We start from the raw sequence: 20,956 nt of genomic DNA on the forward strand, positions 1-20,956 counted from the left end.
GCCTGCCTGGGGCAAGGCCGCGGCGCAGCCCTCGCGGCCCTGTCCGATGTGTCAGCCAAGCCAGCGGCGTGGATGCGCCGCTGGCTTTGTCATCTCAGCCTTGGCTCAGGACCGAGCGCACCCAGCTGACGATCTGCGCGCTGCTCACCGCGCCGGAATGACGGCCGATCTCATGTCCACCGCGGATGACCAGCAGGGTCGGGATGCTGCGGATGCCAAAGCGCGTGCCCAGCGCCGGATGCAGATCGGTATCCACCTTGGCCAGCCGCACCTGCGGCTCCAGCGTCGCGGCAGCGGCCGCAAACTGCGGTGCCATGCTCAGGCACGGCGCGCACCACGGTGCCCAGAAATCCACCACCAGCGGGAGCGCGCTGCGCACGGCGTGCTTGTCGAAATCTGCCGCCGACAACGCCACCGGTGACCCCAGAAACAACGGCCGATGGCAACTGCCACAGTTGGGCGCATCGTGCAGGCGTGCGTGCGCCACGCGGTTCATGGCAGCGCAGTTCGGGCAGGCGATCAGAAGCGGTGCGTCGGTCATGCGTATGGTCTCCGATGGGCAGGCAGCGCGTCGCTACGCCAGACATCGCCGGCGGCGATTGCGGCTGCATGCCACCAGTGTAGCGGCCGCGGCCGACGCTGCTGGGCCCGCAGACCGGTGGCCGCACCAACGGCGTGCGGCCGCCATGCGATCGCGCGTGCAGACGCGCGCTGCCTCGCTCAGGCCGATTGCCCAAGGGTCACGATCGGGACAAAGCCGCCGTAGATCATGCGTTTGCCGTCGAAGGGCATCGGGTTGACCGACGGGTCCATGCGCGGGTCCTCCATCATCTTGCGCATGCCGGCATCGCGGGTGGCCTTGTCCGGCCATTCAATCCAAGAAAACACCACGATCTCGTCGTCGCTGGCATCGACCGCGCGCTGGAAGTCAGTCCACTGACCGCGCTGGACATCGTCGCCCCAGCACTCCACCACACGCAATGCGCCATATTCCAGGATCACGGCGTCGCCCATGCGGGCGTGCTCGATAAACGCATCCTTGTTGGCTGCAGGCACTGCAAGCACAAAGCCATCGATATACGACATAACCGCCTCCGCTGACATGGCGCACGGCGTGCGCCTGATGATGACGAACAGATCTAGGTGCGATCGAAGAACCAGCAACGCAGCGCTCGGGCCAATGGCGCCAGGGCATCGGCTGCGAGCATACGGTGCATTGCCGCAACTGGCACTGCTCGTGCTCGCATGACGCCAGGATGCAGGCGTTGAGCCCGGTTGTGTGCTTCAAGGCCTAGCGGTGATGGCCACCCACAATCGATGAGCTCGCCAGGCGCGGTTGCGAGGCTGGATTACCTGACGGGCGGTTATCGCAACACGCCTGTGTCGGGCATCGCGTGGGATGCAAGGCGCACTGCGCAACGCTGCTGCAAGCGTGGCGTGGTGCGCCAGTGCGTTACCTGGCGGCCGGCGCGTGCCGGGTCATGCAGCCAGGTTGTGCCGCCGCAGTCTTGCTTCGAACACCACATTCCCGTCCTCGTTGCGGGCCTGCAGCGTCCCGCCGTGCGCCCTGACGAACTGGTCGGCAATGAACAGCCCCAGCCCCAGTCCCTGGCTGGCATGGAAGCTGGCCTTGAACGGCTCGAACAGGCGCGGCATCAGGCTGTCGGGAATATGCCCGGCATTGCGGACCGACAGGCGCAGCACGTCGCGCTCGCGGCCATCCAGATGCACCTGCACCGGATGGCTGCCGCCATGCAGCACGGCGTTGCCGACCAGGTTGGACACCACCTGCGCCAGTCGGTCGCCGTCGCCGTCGCCGTCCAGGTCGCCTTCGGTGCGCAGGTCGATGGCGGTGTGCGGGTTGGCCTGCGCCACCTCGCCGACCACGCTGTGGGCCACCTCGCCCAGATTGCAGGGGCCGAACTGCATCGACAGCCCGTCAGTGCGCAGGCGCGAGAAATCCAGCAGCTGCTCGACCATGCGCGCCATGCGCCGGGCGCTGTTTTCCAGGTGTTCGAGCGTGCGTGCCGCCGAGCCTTCGCCGTCGACGTCCAGGCTCAATTTGTCTGCGCACAACAGGATCACCGACAGCGGCGTGCGCAGGTCGTGGGTGAGCACTGCCATCATGGTTTCGTTGAGCGCGAGCGCGCGTTCCAACGAGGCATTGCGTGCCTTGAGCAGCCGGCGCTGCTGATACAACTCGATGAATACGTTGACCTTGCTCAGGATCACGTGCGGCTCGATCGGCTTGTGCAAAAAGTCCACTGCACCGGTTTCGTAGCCCTGGAATGCGCGCATCGGATCGTTCGGCGAGGCGGTCAGGAAAATGATCGGCACATGCCGGGTGCGCTGCGAGCCGCGCATCAATTCCGCCAGCGAAAAACCGTCCATTTCCGGCATGTGCACATCGAGCAGGGCCAGCGCCACATCGTGCTCGAGCAGCAATTCCAGCGCGTGCGCACCGGAGGGTGCGCACAGCACCTGGATGCTGTCGCGTTGCAGCAACGCTTCCATCGCCACCAGATTCTGCGGGACATCGTCCACGATCAGGAGCTTGGCGGGTTCGTCGCGGTGTGTGGCAAGACCGGTCGCGGTGAGGTTCATGGGTGAAAGGCTTCCAGTCGGCTGCAGATCGCCTGCAGGGTCAGCACCGCATCGGCACCGGCGTGGGCAAGGGCGGAGGCAGGCATCAGCGGAGACGCGGCATCATCGGGTCGCTGGATCCAGGCGGTGCCGCCGGCTGCACGCACCGCGGCCACGCCGGCACTGCCATCGCTGCTGGCGCCGGTGAGCAGGATCGCCAGCAGGCGTTCGGCAAACACGTCCGCGGCCGATTCGAACAGGGGGTCGATTGCCGGGCGCGAAAACAGCACCGGCGCATCCATCGACAACGCCAGGCTGTCGCGGGTTTCCACCAGCAGGTGATAATCGGGCGGGGCAATGGTCACGGTGCCGGTGCGCAATGGCTGCTTGTCGTCCGCCTCGCGCACCGGCAGCGCGCAACGCGCATCCATCAGCTCGGCCAGATGGCTGGTGCGGTCGCGCGGCATGTGCAGCACCACCAGTACCGGCATCGGCAGATCTGCCGGCAGGTGGGACAGCAGCGCCTGCAGCGCCATCACGCCACCGGCGGATGCGCCGATCACGATGGCATCGAACCGCCGGGGCGCGGGCATGCTGCTCATGCGGCCTTCCGGTACAGCCGTTGTTCGCGTGCGCAGGTTTCAAAGGCCTGCGCATGCGCGCCGAATTGCAGCGATTCCTTGCTGCCCAGGCCAAGAAATCCGCGGTGCACCAGCGCATCGAAGAACAGGCCCACGGCACGGTCCTGCAGGGTGCGGTTGAAATAGATCAGCACGTTGCGGCACGACACCAGATGCACTTCGGAAAACACCGTATCGGTGGCCAGGCTGTGATCGGCGAAGACGATATTGCGCTTGAGGCGGCGATCGAACACCGCGCCGTCGTAGGCGCTGGTGTAGTAGTCCGACAACGACCCGCGGCCGCCGGCCTCCAGATAGTTGCGGCTGAACTGGGCAATGCGATCGATGCCGTAGGCACCGGCTTCGGCCATGTTCAACGCTTCGGGATTGATGTCGGTGGCGTAGATGACGGCTTTTTCCAGCAGGCCTTCTTCGTGCAGCAGGATTGCCAGCGACCAGACCTCTTCACCGGTGCTGCAGCCGGCCACCCACAGTTTGATCGACGGGTAGGTACGCAGGACCGGTACCGCATGTTCGCGCAGCACGCGGAAGTACGCCGGGTCGCGAAACATCTCCGACACCTGCACGGTGAAGAACTGCATCGCCTGCGCAAACGCGTCGGGTTCGTGCAGCAGCCGGTGCTGCAGATCGGCCACGCGTGCGCACTCGAAGCGCGCCATGGCATGGCGCATGCGCCGCCGCAACGACGACACCGCGTAGTCACGGAAATCGTAGTGGTAGCGCTGGTACACCGCTTCCAGCAGCACACGCAGTTCCAGGTCGAACAGTTCCACTGGATTCATTGCCGCGAGCACCACACCCGGCACAGCGACACCAGCTTGTCCACGTCGATGGGCTTGGCGATGTAGTCGTTGGCACCGGCCTCCAGGCAACGCTCGCGGTCGTCGGCCATCGCCTTGGCGGTCAGCGCGATGATGGGCAGATCCTGCCACTGACGATTGGCGCGGATCTGACGCATCGCGGTGATGCCATCCATCTCCGGCATCATGATGTCCATCAACACCAGGTCCACCTCGCGCTCGGCCAGGCGCTCCAGCGCCTCGCGGCCATTGCGTGCGATCTGCAGGGTCACACCCAGCGGTTCGAGCACGCTGGACAGCGCAAAGATGTTGCGCACATCGTCTTCGGCCAGGAGTACGGTGGCGCCGTCGAGCACCGCATCGCGGCGACGCGCTTCGCGCAGCAGGCGTTGCTGGTCGCTGGGCAGCGAGGCTTCCACGCTGTGCAGAAACAGCGTCACTTCGTCCAGCAGGCGTTCGGGTGAGCGCACGCCCTTGATGATGATGCTCTTGGAATAACGGCGCAGGCGCTGTTCTTCGTCGCGCGTCAGTGCGCGCCCGGTGTAGACGATCACCGGCGGGAACGCGACCGCATCGTTACCGGCCATGCGTTCGAGCAGGTCGTAGCCACTTCCATCGGGCAATGCCAGGTCGGTGACCATGCAGTCGAAGGTGGAGCCCGCCAGCTGCGCCATCGCCTCGGCAATGCTGCCCACCGCAACGATCTCCAATTGGTCGCGCGCCAGCAGCAGCTGCAGGTTTTCGCGCAGGGCGCTGTCGTCTTCGACGATGAGCAGGCGGCGCACCGCACGCGCGTTGGTATCTTCCAGTTGACGGATCGCACCGGCCAGCAACTCGCGCGTTGCCGGCTTGATCAGATAGCCCACCGCGCCCAGTTCCAATGCGATCTGGCTGCGTTCCAGCGCCGACACCACGTGCACCGGAATGTGGCGGGTCGCGGGGTCGCGCTTGAGGCGTTCGAGCACGCTCAGGCCGGAGGCATCCGGCAAGCCGATGTCGAGCAGGATGCCGCTGGGGCGCAAGTCGGCGGCCAGCTGCAGCGCTTCTTCGGCGCTGGGGGCAACCACGCAATCGAAGTCCATCTCATGCGCCAGGTCCACCAGTGCCTGCGCAAAGCGGGTGTCGTCTTCCACCGCCAGGATCAGCCGACCGCTGCGGGTGCGTTGATCGCGGTCGTCCTGCGCACGTTGCTGTTGCGCAGCGCTGGGCGCAGGAATCGGCAGCGGCACTGCCGTGGGTGCAGCGCTGCCGGGTGCGCCAAGCCGCGCAGCCATTGCGGTGCCGGTGGGCTGATGCAGGGGCGCGGTAGCGTTGATCGCGCTCGATGGCGACGTCGCGTTCGCCTCGGTGGCGCTCATCCCTTCTGCCGGCGCGCCGTCGGTCGGCAATTCCAGGGTGAAGCAACTGCCGCGACCGGGTTCGCTGTCCACGCTGATGCTGCCGCCCATGCGCTGTGCCAGATCGCGCGAGATCGACAGGCCCAGGCCGGTGCCGCCATAGCGACGTCGTGTGCTGCCGTCGGCCTGACGGAACGCTTCGAAGATCACATCGGTCTGCTCACGCGCAATGCCGATGCCGGTGTCGTTGACCTTGAACAGCACCCGTCCCGGTGCACCCGCCTGGATCGAAAGGCTCACCGTGCCGCGCTCGGTGAACTTGATCGCGTTGGCCAGCAGGTTCTTGAGGATTTGTTGCAGCCGCTGGTTGTCGACCACCAATTGCGTCGGTGCGGCGGCTTGAACGCCGATCTCCAGGGTCAAGCCCTTCTGCCGCGCCATCGGTTCAAAGGTGTCGCGCAGGCGTTGCAGCACCGCGTCGGTAGCGACGGTTTCGTCGGCCAGTTCCACATGCCCGGCTTCGATCTTGGACAGGTCCAGGATGTCGTTGATCAGCGCCAGCAGATCGTTGTTGGACGACAGGATCGCCTGCGCGTACTTCACCTGATCTGCGCTGAGCGTGCCGTCCTTGTTGTCGGCGAGCAGCTTGGCCAGGATCAACGCGCTGTTGAGCGGGGTACGCAGCTCGTGCGACATGTTGGCCAGGAACTCCGACTTGTAGCGCGAGGCGGTGGCCAGTTCGTTGCCATTGCGCACCAGTTGGCCTTGCGCGATCAGCAGCGCCTGCTTCTGGGCTTCCAGTGCCTGGGTGCGCTCCTCGAGCTGCACATTGGTCTGTTCCAGCTCGGCCTGCTGCTGCTCCAGATCGCTTTGCGACTGCTGCAGGCTGCGGCTTTGTTCTTCCAGTTCCTCGTTGGCCACGCGCAGCTCTTCCTGCTGCGTCTGCAGTTCCTCGCTCTGCCGCTGGGTTTCTTCCAGCAGGGACACCAGCTGCGCGCGCAGCAGCGCGGTGCGCAGCGCCAGGCCGATGTTCTCGCCGCAACGCGCCAGCACTTCTTCCTCGCGCGTGCCCGATGTCTGCGCGCTGGTGACCCGGCCCAGCTCCAGCAGACCGATCACGCGGCCATCGGCGGTCACCGGGGCCAGCAGCAACTCCTGGCACGCGCTCTGGCCCAGGCCAGAGGCAATCTGCAGATGCCCCGCATCCACGCCATGCACGCGACGCACCGTGCCACGCTGCAACACCTCGCCCCATTGGCCGGCGTTGCTGGGCAGCGTTCTGGGCATGTCGACCGGCAGCGCCGCACCGCCGGTGAGCCGCAGCCGCTCGCCTTCCACGCGGTACAGTGCGCCGACCTGCGCATCCAGGGTGTCGCACAGGGCGCGTAGCGCCGCATTGGACAGATCCTCAGGGCTTTGATCGCCACGCAGGCTCGCTTCGACGGTGTTCTCTGCCTGCTGCAGCCACAACGCCAGCTCGGCCTGACGTCGCGCGCGGATCGCCTGCGTCACCACCAGCGCCATCGCCACAAACGAGACGCCACCGATGCTGCGGTTGATCGACGAGAAGCTCGAATTGGTGCTGGGCGGCGCCAGATGGAAACCGATTGCCAGCAGCACGCACGACAGCACACCCACCACCAGTGGCGCCTGCGGGCGGTTCTGGAACACCGTCACGCCCACTGCCACGAAGTAGGTCAGCCATACCGCATACCCCAGCGGCGTGACCAGCTCCACGCCCAGCGTGCCAGCCATCAAGGCCCCCGCGATGACCCAGATCCAGCGGTCGCGTGTGGTCGAGATGTTCTGCATGGGGCACGCGTACCGACTTGAGAGGGCGGTCATGGTAGCCGATAAGTTTCACGGGCCAATCGCCGGGTTTTTGACGCTTTTCCGGCCGGGTTGGCTTGCACGCAACCTTCACGGCAACGTCACTAAGGTCGCGCGCTTTTGCAGGGGAACATCGCGCGATGGAGACGGAAACGGCCATCGGCAGCATCGGGCCGCTGTCGCACGACAGCCGGCAGTGCCAGCTGTTGGTGCAAAGCGTCTCCGACTACGCGATCTATATGCTCGACACCGGCGGCTACGTGCGTAGCTGGAATCCCGGCGGTGAGCGTATCAAGGGCTATTCCGCTGCCGAAGTGCTCGGTTCGCATTTTTCGCGCTTCTACCTGCCCGAGGATGCGCAGCGCGACGAGCCGATGCAGAACCTGGACATCGCCAAACGCCAGGGGCGGCTTGCTGCCGAAGGCTGGCGCGTACGCAAGGACGGCAGCCGCTTCTGGGCAAGCGTGGTGATAGAGCCGGTGCTTGAATTCGGCGTGCTGGTCGGGTTTGCCAAGATCACCCGCGATGTCACCGACCGTCATGAGGCGCAACGCCTGTTGCAGCAGGCGCAGCACGCGCTGTTGCATTCGCAGAAAGTCGAGGCGCTGGGCCGGTTGACGCTGGGCATGGCGCACGACTTCAACAACCTGCTGACGGTAATGGTGACCAGCCTGGATCTGATCGCGCTGCGCGCCGGCGACGATGCGCGCACGCGCATGCTGGTGGAAGCGGCGCAGACCGCGGTGGATCGCGGCACCTTGCTGACCCGCCAGCTGCTGGCCTTCGCGCGTGGGCAGCGCCTGGTGCCGGAGCGGCATGCCGCCAACGCGCTGGTGACGCGCACGCTCGAGCTGTTGCGCCGCGCCTGCCCGGCCGGAGTCGCGCTGTCGCTGGACTTTGCCGAAGCGCTACCGGATGTGCGCGTGGACTCCAGCCAACTGGAATCGGCGCTGCTCAATCTGGTGTTCAATAGCTGCGACGCGATGCCGGTCGGTGGCGCCATCACCGTGATCACCGCCGCGCAGCAACGTATTGCACCGTCAGCTTCGCAAGGGACGCAGCGCAGTTATGTCAGCATCGCCGTGCGCGACAATGGCCCCGGCATGTCGGTACAGGTGGCGCAGCGCGCCAGCGAGCCGTTTTTCACCACCAAGGATGTCGGCAAGGGTTCCGGCCTGGGATTGAGCCAGGTGTATGGCTTTGCGTCCCAATCCGGTGGCTTCGTCGATCTGGAAACCGCACCTGGGTGCGGCACCACCGTCACCCTGTTTCTCCCGGCCATCGAGGAGGCCGAGCATGACTGAATCCCTGCGCCTGTTGATGGTGGAAGATCAAGAAGAACTGCGCGAGTTGATCGGCGAGGCGCTGCGCGATGCCGGCATCACCGTCGACACCGCCGACGATGCGCAAGGCGCCTTGCACATGGTGCGCAACAGCGGCCCCTACGATGTGGTGTTCAGCGATATCCGCATGCCCAACGGCATGTCGGGAATCGAATTGAGCGAGCAGGTGGCGCAATTGTTGCCGCAGGCGCGCGTCATCCTGGCATCGGGCTTTGCAAAGGCGCAGTTGCCGCCGCTGCCGGCAGGGGTGGATTTTCTGCCCAAGCCCTATCGCCTGCGTCAGCTCATCGACATGCTGAAGGGCATCCCGGCCAACGCCTGAGCACCGGCTGCGGGCGCGCGTCCGCTGCCGGCTCAACGGCTCTGGTAATAGACCTTGTCGATGGCGATCTCCACCGGTGCTGCCGGCGGATCGGCCACCAGCATGAAAGGCTGTTTGACCGCCTGCAGGTCCAGGTCGTAGAACGCACTGAGTGGAATGCTCACTTCGTGCCAGGCGCCATCGCGCACCAGGCCGTACTGGTTGCCGCCGGCCGCAAAATCCACCCAGCTATCGCCGAAGCTGGTGTTGATGCCGATCTTGAATGTCGATGCCGTGGTGGTCTTTAGCTGCAGCTTGAGCGCACCACCGGCGTAGGCGGCCAGATTGCGGTAATCGCTCTGGATTCCCAGCCCATACCATGCCCCCGCATTGGCGCGATACGCCATGACATTGGATCCTTCGAACGGCGCCTGCGCGATCGGGGTGAGGTTGTTCCAGAGATACAGCTCGGCATCCTGGCCGAAGGTCAGCCGCGCGCTGGTATCGGTCTGGTCGGTGAACACGCCAAAGCGTCCGGCCGGTGTAGCCTGTTGGGAGCCCACATACAGCTGCGAACCGGGGTTTTGGTACAGGCGGATGTAGTCGACCTCCATCTTGCCCGGTAGCGGCGCGGTGACTGCGGCCGGTGAGGTCACCCCGGTGTAGGTGCCACCCACTGCCAGATTGAGCAGCAGATACTGCTGCTGATGGAACTCATGCAACGAGGCGCCTTCGATATTGGAAATCGCAAATTCGAAATACTGCTGCCCGTCGATCGAGACGCGGATGAGCTGCGGGTCCCAGGTCATGCGATATACATGGAAATCGTCATGCAGATTCACCGGGCTGGTGTAGCTGGTGTCGTAGTCGGCTTGCGAGCCGTTGTAGTCCCAGTGCACGGCCGCACCGATCCGGCGATTGGCGGTGCCGTTGGCGATCGCCGCGGCCATGCCGGCTTCCATCAGATCGATTTCGCCACGCCCAGGCCACACGCCGATGGTGCCCAGCATCCAGTAGGCCGGCCATAGCCCGTTGCCGACGATCGGCGTCTTGATGCGCGCTTCGAGCGTTCCGTATCTGAAGTGCATGCGGCCTTCGGTCTTGAGCCGCGCAGAGGTGAAGGGCATGCCGCCGAACGCTTCGCGGCGCGCTTGGATGACCAGCCTGCCGTTCTCGATGCGCGCGTTGTCTGGGCGACTGGTGTAGTACTGCATTTCGCCATTGCCCCAGCCGCACAAGCCGATCTGACACCCGTTGCCGACGTCGTAGGTCCACTTGGTGCCGTCGATGGATGGCCCGTTGAAGTTGTCTTCCCACACCAGGGTCTGCGCGTGCACGCAAGGTGTCAATGCGAGGCCCAGCACAATAGCGAACTGCACGGTGACGCTGCGTACGACGCTCATGCGTATCTCCAACGATGGACCGGTGTCCGTGGAGTAGCGACGCTGCGCAGCGCTTGGTTCAGAGTCAAAGCAATTGTTCGATCTGATTCCGTTTCGTGGTGTTCATTCCGGAATAATCCATCAATGGTATGACGCCGGTCGCAAACGTCGGCTGCTGCATCTTGCGCGGCAGCAGCCTGGTGCGATCGGCACTACCCGGGGCTGGTACTCCCTTCCATCGGTACGCTTGCGTACACCCAGCAAAGCCTGGTGCTTGTCGAGGACGCATGGAGCCTGCTCAGCACATCCGGGCGCCGCGCTCGCAGACCATCCGCCGGGTCTGATGCATCTGGCGCCAGCAGCATTGCCGGCGCTGCTCAATGCCCTGCATGCACCGTCCACGCGACCAGGCGGACCACCAGCGGCCGGACCACCAGCACGCAGCAGAACGCAGTGGGCATTGCGATGCGGTAGGCGTCCAGTACGCGCCACCCGAACCCTGACGCCAGGCCGGTGTTGGCGCCGGTAATCACGATGCACATCAGCAGCGCCATGATCGCGGCCATGTAAAACGCAAACACGAACGGCGTGGCGCGTACGCCGAGCTTCCAGCGTGGGCGCGCCAGTGCGGATGGGGGTGGGGATGACGACATGCGGTGACCTCGCTTGCCGCGAACCAGCGGCGTGGTGCAACTCTAGGATGCGGGTCGCCGGGCGGGTAGATGGCGTAACCTTGCGGCTTACGTAAGCAGATCTTACGAATCGCCAGGGAATACTTGCTCCATAAATGAATATTCTTCAGTCGATTCGCAGTTTTGTCAGTACGGTCGATGCCGGAAGCATTGCCGGTGGGGCCAAGTTGTTGGGCGTCAGTGCCGCTGCAGTCAGCCAGAACATCGCGCGGCTGGAGCACCACCTGGGCGTGCGCCTGCTGCATCGGACCACCCGCAGCCTGGCGCTGACCGAGCGCGGCGCGCTGTACTTCGAACAGGTCAGGCAGCTGGAGCGCGACCTGGAGCGTGCACGGCAGCTGGTGGCCGGCCCGCAGCATGCGCCGGCCGGGCGATTGCGCGTGGCCAGCACCGCTGCGTTCGCGCGTCACGTGCTCGCACCGATGCTGCCCGCGCTGCGGCAGCGTTACCCGCAGCTGGAGATCGAGCTGCTATGCACCGACCGTGCCGTGCAGCATGCGCAGGAAAGCGTGGATGTCAGTCTGCGTATCGAGGCGCAACTCGAAGATGGCCTAGTGGCACGTTGCATCGCCCAGGTGCCGATGGTGATCTGCGCAGCGCCCGATTATCTGGCCCGCTGCGGGACGCCGCAGGGCGCGGACGATTTGAAGTATCACGATTGCCTGTTGCTGCGTTACCCGGTCGACGGACGCTGCCTGCCATGGAATTTCGTGCGCAATGGCGTGCGTTTCCAGCCGGAGCCGGGCAAGGCGATGGTGAGCGACGATATCGACGCGCTGGCCACCATGGCCGCTGCCGGCGGCGGCATCGCGCGCCTGGCAGCCTATGTCGTGCAGCCTTACCTGCAGCGCGGCGAACTGCAGCCGCTGTTTGGCTCCGATCTCGGCAGCACCACGCAGGCCGTGCCGGAGCCGCTGCGGATCTACCTCTGCGTGGCCGACCGCCGCGACTTCACTCCGAAGGTGCGGGCCTTCATGGCGCATCTACTCGAACGCCTGCCGCCGGAGTGGCGCCTCGCAGAGCCGGACGCGCTGCCGACATCGGCACCCACATCCGTCTAGGTCGGCCAACCAAACAGGGCCGGCGACGGCCAGGCGGGCATGGGTGGCGCGCTCACTCCAGGGGCGCGCGTTACATGATGATGTCGAGCACCGGCCTGGCCTGCGTGGTGTTCGCGCAGTTGGTTTGTTACCTGCTCCCAGGGCGACAAGCCTGCGATGGCGCGCTCATTGCAGCTTGAGCATCACCACCGAGTGCGCAGGCAGCGCCACCGTCAACACCTTCGCTTGCAGACGGGCGCCGTTGAACGCCTTCGGCTCGACGACGCGTGGTTGCGCAAAGGTGTTGTGCGCGGTGATCGCCGGCGCGGTCAAGATCTGCCCATCGACACGGCGTGCGGACAGCCCTTGCACGTCGACGCGGACGGAGGCGGGCACGCTTGCATCCAGGTTGGTCAGCGCGACATACACATGCCCATCCTTTGCCTTGACCGCCGATCCATGTACCGCCGGCACATGCGTGTTGCCGTAGCGGTACTCCGGTGTCTGCAACTGCAGTGGCAGGTGTGTGGCGTCCTGGTAGGGCTTGTACAGCGCAAACACGTGGTAGGTCGGCGTCAGCACCATCCTGTCGCCGTCGGTGAGGATCATTGCCTGTAACACATTGACCATCTGCGCGATGTTGGCCATTCGCACGCGCTCGGCATGCGTGCTGAAGATATCGATGTTCAGTGCGGCCACCAGCGCATCGCGCAGGCTGTTTTGCTGGTGCAAAAAGCCCGGGTTCGCATCGGGCAGGCCTGCATACCAGGTGCCCCATTCGTCGACCACCAGTGCGACTTTCTTGCCCGGGTCGTATTTGTCCATGATCGCGCTGTGCTTGGTGATCAGCTCGTCCATCACCAGCGTGCGCGACAGCGTGTCGATCCAGGCGCGCTGGTCGAAGTCGGTCGACGAGGCGCGCGGCGGCCAGCCGCCGGGCACGGTGTAGTAATGCAGGCTCAGGCCGTCCATCAGCGTGCCGGCCTCGCGCATCATCACCTCGGTCCAGTGGTAGTCGTCGTTGTTGGGGCCGGGCGCGATCTTGAGGATCTTCTGGTTGGCCGGCGCCTTGACGAAGGTCTGGTAGCGCCGATACACGTCGGCCGCGTATTCCACCCGCATGTTGCCGCCGCAGCCCCACAGCTCGTTGCCCACGCCGAAGTAGGGCACCTGCCAGGGCGTATTGCGGCCGTTGGCGCGGCGCTCGCTGGCCAGGCTGGAGCGTGTGGGCGCGGTCATGTATTCGGTCCACTGCGCAATCTCGTCCGGCGCCGCATTGCCCACGTTGCCGGCGATATAGGCCTGGGTGCCGAGCAACTCGGTGAAGTCCATGAACTCGTGGGTGCCGAACCGGTTCGATTCTTCCACGCCACCCCAATGCGTGTTGACCCGGATCGGGCGCTTGGCCGGCGCCCCGACGCCGTCGCGCCAGTGGTATTCGTCGGCAAAGCAACCGCCCGGCCAACGGATGTTCGGCACTGCGATGGCTTTCAGCGCGGCGAGCACGTCGTTGCGGTATCCGCGCGTATTGGCAATCGGGGAGTCTTCGCCCACCCACACGCCGCCGTAGATGCCGGTGCCAAGATGCTCGGCAAACTGGCCAAACAGCTGCCGCGAGACCTGCGCGCCCGGTTGGTCCGCACGCAGCGTCCCGGTCACCTTGACCTCGGCGGCAGAAGTGCTACATGCGCCGGTCGCCAGGGCCGCCGCAACGACGGTATGCGTCAGCCGCCTGCAGGCTGTCCGCAACGTGAGGGGAATCCACTGCATCGGCTTGGCGCTCCTGTGTTGGTCGTCGGGGTGGTCACGCGCCGCTGCTGCAGCAGTGCGGCGGTAGCGTAGTGCGTGCTGCCGCCGTTTGTCGTGTTGCAGCGCGAGCGAAGCAGGCGGGCACGGCCGCGCGCACCGATAGGTGGTTGTGGAGTGTGCCGCCGAGATGTGCGCAAGGGCATGGTCGGCAGATGCGTGACACCGCTATGCTCGCCAGCTTCCATCAGTGGCGGGGCGATTCATGCAGCGAGTGTTCGGGCAGTTGCCAGACGGTGTCGAGGTCCACGCGCTTACCCTGCGCAGCGATGCCGGGCTGGAGGCCGAAGTGCTGACCTATGGCGGCATCCTGCACACGCTGCGGCTGACCACCGCACAGGGCGTGGTGCCGTTGCTGCTGGCCTTGCCGGACCTGTCTTCCTACGCGGCCGATGGCGACAGCCTCAATATCCTGGTGGGCCGCTTCGGCAATCGCATCGCCGGTGCGCGCTACACCCTGGATGGGGTGACGCACGTGCTCGCAGCCAACGAGGGGCGCAACCAGCTGCACGGCGGCCTGCGTGGGTTCGGCCGACGCGTGTGGAGCGTGCTGGAGCAGAGCTCCGATCAGGTACTGCTGGGTTACCACTCGCCCGATGGCGAAGAAGGCTACCCCGGCAATCTGCAGGTGCGTGCGCGTCTGGCACTGCACGAGCGCAGCCTGCAACTGGACTTCCAGGCGCATTGCGATGCCGCCACGCCGTTGAACCTGACCCACCACCCGTACTTCAACCTGTCGGGCGACCCGCAGACGCGGGCGGCATCGCAGGTGTTGCGCGTGCCGGCCGACCGCTATCTGCCGGTGGATGCCGAGTCGATACCGACCGGCGAGATCGCCCCGGTGACCGGCACGCCCTTCGACTTCCGCACGCCTGCCGCGCTGGCCGACCGGATCGACCCCGCGCATCCGCAAGTGGTGCTCGGCAAGGGGTATGACCAGTGCCTGGTGCTGGCGGACGGCGCGGACCGCGCGGCTGAGCTGTACTCGCCGCACAGTGGCGTAGCGCTGCGCATGACCAGCGATGCCCCGGCAGTGCAGCTCTACGAGGGGCAGCATCTGGATGCCCATCACCCCGGACTGGGGCGCGGTGTCTGCCTGGAGCCGCAGGACTACCCGGACGCCCCCAATCACCCCAACTTCCCGTCCACGATCCTGCGCCCGGGCGAGACCTACCGCCGCCGTATCGTCTATCGCTTCGCCATCCCCGGACCGGACCAGCCGTGGGATGTGGTCAGTGCGGCGCTGGATGCTTGAGGCTTGGCGTGGGGCAATAGGATGCCACTGCGCTGCGCGGCTCGTGTCTGAAACAGGCGTTGCTGCGTTTGGTAATGCGCACATATGGAGCGCGCGCGTCAGCCGGGCGCCAGCGACGCGGCGAAAGCGGCATACGCGCATTGCACGAAAGCCTGCGCATCGGTCGGATCAGTCTGGCTGGCTTGCTATTGCATGCGCGCCGCAGCAGGGCAGTTCCGGGCCTGCGCTCTGAAGCGCATCGCCCGCGGATTCGCAAGGACGCCCGGTGGTTGCGTCAGTGACATCGACGTGCAGTTACCCCCGGGGCGGACACACTCCGGCATGCCGTCCCGCGGCGATGACGCCCAAAACAGCTCCACGTCCACCGCCATCAACGCGGTCCCAGCACCAGCTCGATCACGAACTTGCTGCCGAAGAACGACAGCACCAGCAGCGCCATCGCGGTCAGCGTCCAGTGCACCGCCTTGCTGCCGCGCCAGCCGTTGCGCCAGCGGCCGACCAGCAGCGCGCCGAACACGATCCACGACAGGATGCTGAGCACGGTCTTGTGCAACAGCCGCTGCGCCAGGAAATCCTGCACGAACAGCAGCCCGGTCAACAGGGTCAGGCTCAGCAGCACGAAGCCCACCGTGATCGTGCGGAACAGCAAGGTTTCCAGCTCGGTCAACGGCGGCAGCGCACGCAACCAGGTATGGAAGTCGCGCCGCCGCAGCGCACGCTCCTGCAGCCACAGCATGATCGCCAGCAGCGCGGCGATGCCCAGGGTGGCGTAGGCCAGCAGTGCCATCCAGGCGTGCAGCTCCAGCCGCCAGCCCAGGTCCGCACTCGGTTCGTGGCCGTAGGCGTGATAGCAGGCCAGCAGAATCGCCGACAGCGGAAACACCACTACGCCCACCGCCGCCATGCGCCCGCGGCCGCCGAACACCGCCGTCAGCGCGGCCATGCCCAGGCCGCACAGCGACAGGGCCGCAAAGAAATGCATGTCCGGCCCGCCCGCAGTGCGGAACGCCACCAGGACGTGATATCCGGCGTGCAATGCCACCGCCGCCAGCGCAGGGGCCAGCCAGCGCGCAGGGGCCTGGTTGCCATCGCGCAGCACCGCCTGGGTGAGCAGCGCCGTGGCCAGCAGATACAGGGCGAACGCGATGAGAACGATTGTCATCGTGGAAGTTTCGCATATTGGTGGGGCTGGGATTCGGGATTCGGGAGTCGGGATTCGGGAGTCGGGAGTCGAGAAAAGCAGGTTGCGAGCTGCGGGGCTTGAGCTGGGCTGGCAGGCGGGGCAGGGCGCGAGTGGGTAAGGGGGCTTGGGATGCGGGGGTGGGGTGGCTGCTTTCCTGCGGCTGCCGTTCCCGTGCATCGCGGCGCTGTCGCTGGTTGGCTGTGCGTATTGCCGCGCTTGGGCGCGGCGGCTGCCCGAGCTGGCTCCGCCGCTGGACGGCGGGCCGGCCGGGGCGGCGCATTGGCCGGTGCCGCTATAATCGGTGCCCGTTTCCCCTTACGCGGTCCCTTGCGCATGTTCGAGTCCCTTACCCAACGTCTCTCCGGCACCATGGAGCGCCTGCGCGGCCGCGGCCGCCTGACCGAGGAGAACATCCGCGAAGCCACCCGTGAAGTGCGCATCGCCTTGCTCGAAGCCGACGTGGCGCTGCCGGTGGTGCAGGCGCTGATCGAGCGCATCAAGGTGCGTGCGGTCGGCCAGGAAGTGCTCAAGTCGCTGACCCCGGGCCAGGCGCTGATCAAGATCGTCCGCGACGAGCTGACCGCGGTGATGGGCGCGGCCGCCACCGACCTCAACCTCAATGTGCCGGCGCCGGCGATCATCCTGATGGCCGGCCTGCAGGGTGCGGGCAAGACCACCACGGTCGGCAAGCTCGCCAAGCACCTGAAGGAAAAGCGCAAGAAGAAGGTCATGGTGGTCTCGGCCGACGTCTATCGCCCGGCTGCGATCGAGCAGCTCAAGACCCTGGCCGAACAGGTCGGCGTGCTGTTCTTCGCCTCCGACGCCTCGCAGAAGCCGGTCGACATCGTGCGCGCCGCGATCAGCGATGCGCGCAAGTCGTTCGCCGACGTGCTGCTGGTCGATACCGCCGGCCGCCTGGCGATCGATGCGGCGATGATGGAGGAGATCAAGGCGCTGCACGCCGCGGTCAACCCCACCGAAACCCTGTTTGTGGTCGATGCGATGACCGGCCAGGACGCGGCCAACACCGCCAAGGCCTTTGGCGAGGCGCTGCCGCTGACCGGCGTGGTGCTGACCAAGACCGACGGCGACGCCCGTGGCGGTGCCGCACTGAGCGTGCGCTACATCACCGGCAAGCCGATCAAGTTCGTCGGTACCGGCGAAAAGACCGACGGCCTGGACGTGTTCCACCCCGACCGCGTCGCCAGCCGCATCCTGGACATGGGCGACGTGCTGTCGCTGGTGGAGCAGGTCGAGCACAGCGTCGACCAGGAAAAAGCCGCCAAGCTCGCCGCCAAGGTCGCCAAGGGCAAGAAATTCGACCTCAACGACATGAAGGAACAGCTCGAGCAGATGCAGAACATGGGCGGCATCCATGGGCTGATGGACAAGCTGCCGGGCATGGGCCAGATCCCGGACAACGTCAAGCAGCAGGTCACCGGCAAGGAAGTGCCGCGCATGATCGCGATCATCAACTCGATGACCAAGAAGGAGCGCCGCAACCCGGCCCTGCTCAACGGCTCGCGCCGCGCCCGCATCGCCCGTGGTTCGGGCATGTTGCCGGCCGACGTCAACAAGCTGATGAAGCAGTACCAGCAGATGGAAAAGATGATGGGCAAGCTGGCCGGCGGCGGCATGAAGGGGCTGATGCGCAACATGAAGGGCATGATGGGCGCCATGGGCGGCCGCGGCGGCATGCCGTTCCGCTGAGTCTGCTCGTTCGCTCACGCGACGCGATAAGTGCATGCGGTAGGTGCGGTCGTAAGTCATACAGGGCAGCACGAGGATGGGCTTGGCACAATTGGCTGAACGTTGCGTCGCAGCGTTCAGACTGCATGCCACCAACGCGCGCGCAGGCGAATGAAAGGCGCCCATGCGCGCGTTGGAACCGGTTGTCGAAGTGAAGTGCTGTTGAGAGTCGCCGCCATGCCGCGCTATTGCCTGCCTCTTTCCGGCTTCTGACCAAGGCTTGCCTGGCGTGGCCAGCGGCGCCTACTTCGAGATGGATAGATGACCGAAAGCCGGATGTACCCCGCCCAGGACGACGCCGCGATGTTGGCGGCGTATGCCGCTGCGCGCGCGACGTTCAAGTTTTTCTGGCGTGAACTGTCGTGGGAATATCGTCGGATCGTGCCGGCGTTGTCCCTGGCAGCGATCAAGTTACCGTTTGCCACCGATGCATTCGCGGTTGGTGCGCCCTCGCATGAGCACATGTGGGTATCGGACGTGCAGTTCGACGGCGACCAGCTGTCTGGCAAGCTGGTCAACAAACCGGCTTGGATCTCGGGGCTGGCCGCCGGCGACGCCGTCTCTGCGCCGATCGGCGAACTGGAAGACTGGATGTACGTCATCGATGGGCTGGCTTACGGTGGCCATACCATCGACGCGATGCGCCGCGCGATGTCGCCGGCCGAACAGATCGAGCACGATGTCGCGTGGGGCCTGGACTTCGCTGAGCTGGGCGAAGTGCGCCTTGTGCCTAAGCCTGTGCAGGAGCGTAAAGGTGGCCTGCTCGACAAGCTATTCGGTCGCAAGCCGGGGCAGCCTGCCGCAGCGGAGCAGGATCCGTCCGAGTGCGAGCATCCGATGAGTGAAAACATGGGGCCCCCGTTCGATCAGGGCCTGCGCGATCAGCCCGACATGGTGCATTTTCGCGACGATGCTGGTTGGACGTTATTGCAGCGCGAGGCCTTGGCTGGCAATTACCAGCCGGTTTCGCTGCTGCTCAAGCACGGCGCGGATCCGTCGCTACGCACGCCCGCGGGACAGAGTGCGCTGGATCTGGCACGTCAGATGCAGTGGCCCAGGATCGTGCAACTTCTTGAAGGCCATCGCTGAGGTAGTCATGACACAGTCGCTCGCATCGGATGGCCCGTACTCAAACGTCGCCCATTTCTGCGAGCGCTTTGGCGTGCGTGTCCCGATCCTGCTCAGCCCCATGGCCGGCGCCTGCCCGGTGCCGCTGTCGGTCGCTGTCGCCAACGCCGGCGGCATGGGCGCGATGGGGGCGGTGTTGTCGCAGCCGCAGGACATCGTGGCGTGGATGGCCGCCTTCGCTGAAGCGAGTGCCGGGCCTGCGCAAGTCAATCTGTGGATTCCCGATCCGGCCCCTGTCCGCGACGCAGAGGCAGAGGCGCGTCTGCGCGGGTTTCTTGCGCACTGGGGGCCGCCGGTGGCCGAAGCCGCAGGCGATGCCACGCCAGCCGACTTCGATGCGCAGTTCGAGGCCTTGCTCGACGCCCGCCCGGCGGTGGCGTCCTCGATCATGGGCCTGTTCCGGCCCGACCAGGTTGTGCGCCTGAAAGCGGCCGGCATCGCGTGGTTCGCCTGCGCCACCACCCTGGAGGAAGCGCGTGCGGCGCAGGCTGCCGGTGCCGACGCAGTGGTTGCGCAAGGTGCTGAAGCCGGTGGCCATCGCGGCGCGTTCGCTGCGGGCCAGGCCGCGCAGCAGATGACCGGGTTGTTCGCCTTGCTGCCGCGGCTAGTCGATCAGCTGGAGATTCCGATCGTCGCCGCCGGTGGCATCGCCGACGCGCGCGGAATCGCGGCGGCGCTGATGCTGGGCGCGAGCGCAGTGCAGATCGGCACCGGCCTGTTGCGTACGCCCGAAGCGGCGCTGCCAAGCGCCTGGGCCGATGCACTGGCGGCCGCCGAGCCGGAACATACTCAGCCAACCCGCGCATTTTCCGGGCGCCTGGGGCGGGCATTGCTCACGCCTTACGTGCGGGCCGCCATCGCTGCGGATGCACCGCCGCCTGCGCCCTACCCGGTGCAGCGCGGGCTGACTGCAGCGATGCGCCAGGCAGCGGCGCGCGACAACCGTCTGGCATCGATGCAGGCCTGGGCGGGTCAATCCGCATGGATGGCACCAGCCCGGCCGGCCGGCGAACTGGTCGCGCAGTGGTGGCGGCAGGCGCAGGCACTGCTATGTCGCTGATCTTCTGCAATGGCGCTCCGGCCAGCGCGCAACAGCTCGGCGCTGCTGCGCTGATCAACTACGGCCACTTCACCACGCTGCAGGTGCGCGGCGGCGCTACGCTGGGACTGGAGCTGCATCTGCAGCGGCTGCAGGAAGGCAGTCGCGCGCTGTTCGGCAAGGAGCTGGAAGCAGACCAGCTGCGGGCGCAGATGCGCGCTGCGTTGCTGGCATCGGCCATGGCCGATGCCAGCCTGCGCGTCACCGTGTTCGCGCCCGACTACGATTTCCGCAACCCGTTGCGTGAAGTCGCACTGGATGTGCTGGTCGCCATCTCGCCGCCGGCCGACATGCCCGAGACCGGGCTGCGCGTGCAGGTGACCGATTACGTGCGCGAACGGCCGGAGCTCAAGCATGTCGGAACGTTTGGGCTCCTGCATCTGCGTCGGCTGGCGATGCAGGCAGACCACGACGATGTGGTGCTGCAGGACCGGCAGGGCAGGGTACTGGAGGGTGCCTTCTGGAATCTGGGTCTGTGGGAACGCGGCGGGCTGGTCTGGCCGCAGGGGCCGGCACTGCTGGGGACCCGGCAGCAGTTGCTGCAGTCCGGCCTGAAGACGCTGGGTATCGCCCAGATCAGCCGCCCGGTGGAGCTGGGCGAGCTGGACCGTTTCGATGGCGCATTCGCCTGCAATGCGCGTGGGCAGCAGGCCATCGTGGCGCTGGGGCCGGCGCGCTGGGGGCCGCATGCCGCGCAGTTGCCGCTGCTGGAGCGGGCCCTGCAGACCCATGCCTGGCAAGCGATCTGAGCGATCTGCTGTGCCGGCGCCGGGTGGCTTGGCTTCGC

The 20,956-nt window shown here is 66.0% G+C and carries 18 protein-coding genes; 8 read left to right on the forward strand and 10 right to left on the reverse strand.

What is annotated here, in order from left to right; translation table 11 throughout:
- Window positions 1-94 precede the first annotated feature (94 nt).
- The 6 genes from trxC to FHY18_RS07925 all read right to left on the reverse strand — a co-directional run bounded on the left by trxC (window position 95) and on the right by FHY18_RS07925 (window position 7,173).
- On the reverse strand, window positions 95-541 hold the full coding sequence (gene trxC, locus FHY18_RS07900) for a thioredoxin TrxC (RefSeq protein WP_259153266.1): 447 nt from the start codon (window positions 539-541) through the stop codon (window positions 95-97).
- Window positions 542-720: 179 nt separating this feature from the next.
- Entirely contained in the window at window positions 721-1,086 is a 366-nt protein-coding gene (locus FHY18_RS07905) for a DUF1428 domain-containing protein (protein WP_259153267.1), read from the reverse strand.
- Between the two features lie 393 nt (window positions 1,087-1,479).
- Window positions 1,480-2,604, reverse strand: coding sequence for a hybrid sensor histidine kinase/response regulator (locus FHY18_RS07910; protein ID WP_259153268.1), 1,125 nt, complete (start codon window positions 2,602-2,604; stop codon window positions 1,480-1,482).
- Window positions 2,601-3,185, reverse strand: coding sequence for a chemotaxis protein CheB (locus FHY18_RS07915; RefSeq protein ID WP_259153269.1), 585 nt, complete (start codon window positions 3,183-3,185; stop codon window positions 2,601-2,603). Before FHY18_RS07915 ends, FHY18_RS07910 begins: the two co-directional genes overlap by 4 nt.
- Entirely contained in the window at window positions 3,182-4,030 is an 849-nt protein-coding gene (locus FHY18_RS07920) for a CheR family methyltransferase (RefSeq protein ID WP_259153270.1), read from the reverse strand. Before FHY18_RS07920 ends, FHY18_RS07915 begins: the two co-directional genes overlap by 4 nt.
- Window positions 4,003-7,173 carry a response regulator gene (locus FHY18_RS07925; RefSeq protein ID WP_259153271.1) on the reverse strand — a complete coding sequence of 1,057 codons (3,171 nt, stop codon included), beginning with the start codon at window positions 7,171-7,173 and terminating at the stop codon, window positions 4,003-4,005. The genes FHY18_RS07920 and FHY18_RS07925 overlap by 28 nt, the downstream gene beginning before the upstream one ends.
- Before the next feature lie 158 nt (window positions 7,174-7,331).
- On the opposite strand from FHY18_RS07925, the gene FHY18_RS07930 reads away from it, so the two are divergent.
- Both FHY18_RS07930 and FHY18_RS07935 read left to right on the forward strand, forming a co-directional pair.
- Window positions 7,332-8,495, forward strand: a complete 1,164-nt coding sequence (locus FHY18_RS07930; RefSeq protein ID WP_259153272.1) for a PAS domain-containing sensor histidine kinase — start codon at window positions 7,332-7,334, stop codon at window positions 8,493-8,495.
- Complete coding sequence (locus FHY18_RS07935; RefSeq protein WP_259153273.1) at window positions 8,488-8,856, forward strand: response regulator; 369 nt, start codon at window positions 8,488-8,490, stop codon at window positions 8,854-8,856. The genes FHY18_RS07930 and FHY18_RS07935 overlap by 8 nt, the downstream gene beginning before the upstream one ends.
- A gap of 32 nt (window positions 8,857-8,888) precedes the next feature.
- Here FHY18_RS07935 and FHY18_RS07940 read toward each other — a convergent pair whose 3' ends face one another.
- Window positions 8,889-10,238, reverse strand: coding sequence for a glycoside hydrolase family 16 protein (locus FHY18_RS07940; RefSeq protein WP_259153274.1), 1,350 nt, complete (start codon window positions 10,236-10,238; stop codon window positions 8,889-8,891).
- A 356-nt stretch (window positions 10,239-10,594) separates the two neighbouring features.
- Window positions 10,595-10,870: a DUF2798 domain-containing protein gene (locus tag FHY18_RS07945; protein ID WP_259153275.1), complete on the reverse strand. Its 276-nt coding sequence runs from the start codon at window positions 10,868-10,870 to the stop codon at window positions 10,595-10,597.
- Between the two features lie 134 nt (window positions 10,871-11,004).
- Between FHY18_RS07945 and FHY18_RS07950 the strand changes: the two genes are divergently transcribed.
- Window positions 11,005-11,970, forward strand: a complete 966-nt coding sequence (locus FHY18_RS07950; RefSeq protein WP_259153276.1) for a LysR family transcriptional regulator — start codon at window positions 11,005-11,007, stop codon at window positions 11,968-11,970.
- A 165-nt stretch (window positions 11,971-12,135) separates the two neighbouring features.
- Here FHY18_RS07950 and FHY18_RS07955 read toward each other — a convergent pair whose 3' ends face one another.
- Window positions 12,136-13,719 carry an alpha-L-arabinofuranosidase C-terminal domain-containing protein gene (locus FHY18_RS07955; protein ID WP_259153277.1) on the reverse strand — a complete coding sequence of 528 codons (1,584 nt, stop codon included), beginning with the start codon at window positions 13,717-13,719 and terminating at the stop codon, window positions 12,136-12,138.
- 241 nt (window positions 13,720-13,960) lie between these two features.
- Here FHY18_RS07955 and FHY18_RS07960 point away from each other — a divergent pair, with 241 nt between their 5' ends.
- A complete protein-coding gene (locus FHY18_RS07960; protein ID WP_259153278.1) occupies window positions 13,961-15,010 on the forward strand; it encodes an aldose epimerase family protein in 1,050 nt (349 codons plus the stop codon).
- A 370-nt stretch (window positions 15,011-15,380) separates the two neighbouring features.
- On the opposite strand, the gene ccsA is transcribed toward FHY18_RS07960, so the two are convergent.
- Window positions 15,381-16,172 (reverse strand): cytochrome c biogenesis protein CcsA, encoded by a 792-nt coding sequence (gene ccsA / locus FHY18_RS07965; RefSeq protein WP_259153279.1) that lies wholly within the window; start codon window positions 16,170-16,172, stop codon window positions 15,381-15,383.
- 354 nt (window positions 16,173-16,526) lie between these two features.
- On the opposite strand from ccsA, the gene ffh reads away from it, so the two are divergent.
- The 4 genes from ffh to FHY18_RS07985 all read left to right on the forward strand — a co-directional run bounded on the left by ffh (window position 16,527) and on the right by FHY18_RS07985 (window position 20,918).
- Complete coding sequence (gene ffh, locus FHY18_RS07970; RefSeq protein WP_259153280.1) at window positions 16,527-17,903, forward strand: signal recognition particle protein; 1,377 nt, start codon at window positions 16,527-16,529, stop codon at window positions 17,901-17,903.
- A gap of 342 nt (window positions 17,904-18,245) precedes the next feature.
- Window positions 18,246-19,031: a DUF2314 domain-containing protein gene (locus tag FHY18_RS07975; protein WP_259153974.1), complete on the forward strand. Its 786-nt coding sequence runs from the start codon at window positions 18,246-18,248 to the stop codon at window positions 19,029-19,031.
- Window positions 19,032-19,038: 7 nt separating this feature from the next.
- A complete protein-coding gene (locus tag FHY18_RS07980; protein ID WP_259153281.1) occupies window positions 19,039-20,130 on the forward strand; it encodes a nitronate monooxygenase in 1,092 nt (363 codons plus the stop codon).
- Window positions 20,121-20,918 (forward strand): aminotransferase class IV family protein, encoded by a 798-nt coding sequence (locus FHY18_RS07985; RefSeq protein ID WP_259153282.1) that lies wholly within the window; start codon window positions 20,121-20,123, stop codon window positions 20,916-20,918. Before FHY18_RS07980 ends, FHY18_RS07985 begins: the two co-directional genes overlap by 10 nt.
- Window positions 20,919-20,956 lie beyond the last annotated feature (38 nt).

It is taken from the genome of Xanthomonas sp. 3793 (assembly GCF_024806835.1).
GTDB classification, from domain to species: Bacteria; Pseudomonadota; Gammaproteobacteria; order Xanthomonadales; family Xanthomonadaceae; genus Xanthomonas; species Xanthomonas arboricola_F.